Raw genomic sequence first — 4,786 nt, 5'->3', positions numbered from 1 at the left:
ATAAAACTCTAGACAAGCCCTATAGTTTAATGGTATCTATTGAGATTTTTTCAATCAAGGCCATTGTTCTTGCCTAGTCCAAGTCATCTAAATCCACTTTGCCTAGTCCAAGTCATCTAAATCCGCCTTAGCTAGGAACTCTTCATGCTTCAGCTCCATTATTGGCCCATATGTAGTTCTTCTCATAAATCCACCACAGCTTTGTAGGATTCGCAATTGTTTTTGCCTGAGGTTCAGATCCTTGACCAGCAAGATTAGGCATGGATCGATGCAGAACTTAGGTTTGCTGAAAAGTAGTCTGACTCTGCAAACATGAGCAAGAGGCTTAAGGACTTTTAGCGAGAGGTTCATACTCTGATTCAGCAATGCCAGTATTTGGCATTAGTATGAAGAAGTAGATTGACAAGATGAAACCTGCTGATAGCGTCTGAATGCCATGCCCATTTATCCAGCTACCAAAATTGTTAAAGATCGGCGGGACTACAATACTTGGGTAGCCACTGAAACCCTAGAAGACTACGCCCTACGCTTTGCGCCTACCTCGTTTCGCAAGTGGTCAGAACTCTTAGTTGCGAATACGGCCAATGGTGGTCTCTCCTTTTTAGCCCTGGAGGCCATTGGCGGATCGTTGGCTATTCGGTATGGGTTCGTCAACTCATGTTGGGCGATCGCTGTAGTCGGCGTGATCATTTTCCTCACCGGCTTACCGATCGCTTACTATGCCGCTCGATACAACGTGGACATTGATTTACTCACCCGAGGAGCAGGTTTTGGCTATATCGGGTCAACCATGACCTCTTTAATCTACGCCTCGTTTACCTTTATCTTCTTTGCCATCGAAGCTGCCATCATGGCCCAGGCTTTGGAACTCTATCTGCATCTACCATTGCCTATTGGCTATATTATCTGTTCTGTGTCGATCATCCCCCTAGTCTTTTTTGGTATGACGCTGCTTAATCAACTGCAGCTATGGACTCAGCCCATCTGGTTGATTCTGATTTTATTGCCCTATGGATGCGTTTTGTATAAAGAACCTAGTGCATTTGTCAACTGGACGCACTTTGCCGGACAACTGGGAGCATCTACCTTTGATCCCCTACTATTTGGTTCTGCCGCTACCGTATCGTTTGCATTAATTGTGCAAATCGGTGAACAAGTTGACTTTTTGCGATTTCTGCCGGATAAGCAGGATGGTAATCGACGCGCTTGGTGGTTAGCTGTGATCATGTCTGGCCCAGGGTGGATCGTGATTGGCTGCCTGAAACAGCTAGGAGGAGCATTTCTGGCTTCGTTGGCGATCGCCCATGGCGTCAGTTTTGCCAAAGCTCATGAACCTACTCAAATGTATCTGGTGGGCTTTGAGTATGTGTTTTCCAATCCAGACGTGGTGTTAGCCGTCACCATTCTATTTGTGATCCTTTCCCAGGTCAAAATTAATGTCACCAATGCCTATGCTGGTTCCTTAGCCTGGTCTAACTTTTTCTCGCGGCTGACCCATAGCCATCCTGGACGCGTGGTGTGGCTGGTGTTTAATGTGGCGATCGCCCTAGTGTTAATGGAGCTAGGAATCTTTGCAACCCTAGAAGTCGTTTTAGGGCTCTATGCCAATGTGGCGATCGCTTGGGTAGGAGCCTTGGTGGCCGATTTGGTGATTAATAAACCCCTAGGCTTAAGTCCGCGCCACATCGAGTTTAAACGCGCCCATCTTTATAACTTTAATCCCGTGGGCTGTGGATCTGCCCTGATTGCTTCCCTCGTCTCGATCGCCGCCTTTGTAGGAGCTTTTGGCCCAGAAGCCAAGGCCTTTGCGTCGTTTATTGCCCTCGGTTTATCCTTACTGCTGTCACCAGCGATCGCCCTCCTCACCCGTGGTCACTATTACTTAGCCCGAGAGGATAGCTATGAAACCACCGGTCAGCCGATTAACTGCTGTATCTGTGAAAAAGAGTATGAACCCCAGGATATGTCGTTTTGTCCCGTTTATGCCGATGCCATCTGTTCTCTCTGCTGCAGTTTAGATATGCGCTGTCATGATGTGTGTAAAACCCCAATTGTGCAGTTGTCTGACCAGTTTAATAACGCGCAACCTGTCTTATCAACCCCAGATGTGATGCTGAGTCTAGAAGAGGGCGATCGCCAATTGTTTCCATTGTCATCCCCTGTAGATCCCCCACCTCAGACCCTCCTCGGACGCTTTCTTCAGACTAAGCTATCGCCCCAGTTGGGCATGAAATTACTGAAATACCTAGCCATATTTCTGGTATTATCTGTTTTGGTGGGGGCTATTTTAGGGCTGGTGTACTATCAGCAGGTGATGAGTGATCCTACCCTCTCACCTAGCACCGTGCAGCGTCTTACCTCAACCTTGATTGAAGTTGCGGCTACGTTTCTGGTGCTGATTGGCATTGGCTCATGGTGGTTAGTGCTGACAGAAGAAAGTCGGCAGCTCGCCCAAGATGAGCTAGATAAGCAAAACCTTCAGCTTCAGCAAGAAGTACAGGAGCGTCAGTTGGCAGAAGTGCAGCTACAGGAAAAGGCCCAGCAGCTAGAACAAACCCTGCGCAACTTGCAGCAAGCCGAAGCTCAACTGATTCAGACCGAGAAGATGGCTGCCTTGGGAGGATTGGTGGCAGGGATTGCCCATGAAATCAACACCCCGATTGGGATTGGGGTCACGGCGGCTTCATTTTTGATGGAAAAAACAGCGGCCTTTGCCGACGCGTTTAAGAGCGGCACGATGAAGCGATCGGATCTGCAAAAGTTTATCGACATTGCCGAACAAAGTAGCGGTATGACTTTGACCAACCTCAATCGCGCTGCCCAACTGATCCAGAGCTTTAAGCAAGTAGCGGTGGATCAATCCAGCGAATCAAAGCGCGTTTTTCACCTAGTTGTTTATTTAGAAGAAATTTTGCTGCAGCTTAGTCCTAAACTTGCCCTTACTCCCCATCGAGTTGAGGTTCAGGGCGATCGCCATCTGAGCCTCAATAGCTATCCAGGGGCATTGTCCCAAATTGTGACGAATTTGGTGATCAATTCCCTCCTCCATGCCTATGGGCCCGAGGATCAAGGGCATATTCGTTTAACTGTTTTGCAAACAGAACGCGGTATTGTATTGAACTATACAGATGACGGTTGCGGGATTCCTCCCGAGAATTTGGGCAAAATATTTGAACCCTTCTTCACCACGAAACGAGGCAAGGGCGGTAGCGGGTTGGGGTTACATATCGTGTACAACCTCGTGACTCAGAAGCTAGGTGGCACCATTCAATGTGAGAGTCAACTGGCAGTGGGTACCACCTTTCGCATTGAGCTACCTAACCCATCGACTCAACCTTAGATTCATGGAACCGTCTATGACCAAAAAAGCGTATGATGCCTTGACTGGGCCCAACAGGATGAGCTTATGTATGATCTTGAGGATGATGAACTTCAATTTGCTGAAGAAACAGAATTACTACCGCCAGAACAAAGCTGGAAGATCTTGATTGTGGATGACGAAGCTGAGGTGCATCATGTCACCAAGCTAGCCCTCACGGATGTGACCTTCGAGAATCGTTCCCTGGCGTTTATTAGTGCCTATTCTGGGGAAGAAGCCAAGCAGGTGATTCGTGCCCATCCCGATACGGCGATCATCTTCCTAGATGTGGTTATGGAAACGGAAAATGCTGGATTAGAGGTGATCCAGTTTGTGCGAGAGGAGTTAAGAAACTCGGCAGTGCGGATTATTCTACGCACTGGGCAGCCAGGTCAAGCGCCGGAGACAGTGGTGTCGGTGAATTATGGTATTGATGAATACAAAACTAAAACAGAGCTCACCTCGCAAAAGCTATTTATCACCGTGGTGACGGCATTAAGAACCTTTTCCATCTTGATGCAAGAGCGTGAGAAAATTCAGCAACTAGAGCGATCGCTGCGTCTCTTCCAGCATATTCAGCTCCAGCCCGAGCAGCGAGAGAAGATTGAAACCCTAGGTCAACTGGTCACAGAAGTGACCCAAGATATCATCAATTCCCCCAGCGGCGGAGCGTTGTCGATGATGTCTAAACTAACGCGGCTGGCGCGAATTGTGTTGCGGATTACGGATGAGCAATCGGCAAAACTTGGTTTGTCTCAAAGTAAACTATCGGTACTCATGTACCTCAATAGTGAGCCAGACTTTTGTTCCAGTCCGTCCTTGCTGGCGAAACACTGCGGCATTTCCCGAGCTGCCATGACCGGATTGCTAGACGGCCTAGAGCAAGATCACTATATTGAGCGTGACAGTCATCCGTCAGATCGCCGTGCGTTGATGGTCAAACTTACCCCTAAGGGGCAACAGTTCTTCGATTGGATTGCCCTAGAAGAGGGGTCTCAACTGTCTACGCTCATGGATGCTCTCGATGATACTGAGCGGCAGAAACTGGTTGATCTCGCTACCCATGCGCTCAAGCTTGTTGAAAAAAAAACCGAGTAGGCTGATACATAACTATCATCACATGAATTAGGGCATCAAGAAATCCTAGAGCTGTTCAAACATTGGGTTGCTCGTCATCCCGCTTGTGTCATTTCGGGATATCCTGATGAATGCTCGCCATTACAGCTAGCGTCAGTTCGGGTTAAGGGACTTGGCGTTGCTGGGTGAAGATATGAAATCGGAATGGGAGCAAGGTACTCCCACGACCTTGATGGTGAATGAATGGTGAGTGTGGGTGTCTCGCTAACGAACCGTGAGCGCCCATCCTATCAAGATTCAGCAACACCAGGGAATTTTTCAGCTTGTTGCATGAAAGAAGCTAGATCTGAG

General features: G+C 48.2%; 2 protein-coding genes. Both read left to right on the top strand.

Annotated features, from left to right (window positions below):
* Window positions 1-436 precede the first annotated feature (436 nt).
* Window positions 437-3,340 (top strand): ATP-binding protein, encoded by a 2,904-nt coding sequence (locus V6D20_24250; protein HEY9818893.1) that lies wholly within the window; start codon window positions 437-439, stop codon window positions 3,338-3,340.
* 66 nt (window positions 3,341-3,406) lie between these two features.
* Window positions 3,407-4,456, top strand: coding sequence for a response regulator transcription factor (locus V6D20_24245; GenBank protein ID HEY9818892.1), 1,050 nt, complete (start codon window positions 3,407-3,409; stop codon window positions 4,454-4,456).
* Window positions 4,457-4,786: the final 330 nt, after the last annotated feature.

This window comes from Candidatus Obscuribacterales bacterium (genome assembly GCA_036703605.1).
In the GTDB taxonomy this organism is placed as follows: Bacteria; Cyanobacteriota; Cyanobacteriia; order RECH01; family RECH01; genus RECH01.
Note: the sequence above shows the minus strand (reverse complement) of the source record. Positions and strands in the feature narration are given on the sequence as shown.

Coding starts and splice junctions, on each gene's coding strand:
- V6D20_24250 (HEY9818893.1), top strand. CDS start 437: ATGCCCATTTATCCAGCTACCAAAATTGTTAAAGATCGGCGGGACTAC.
- V6D20_24245 (HEY9818892.1), top strand. CDS start 3,407: ATGTATGATCTTGAGGATGATGAACTTCAATTTGCTGAAGAAACAGAA.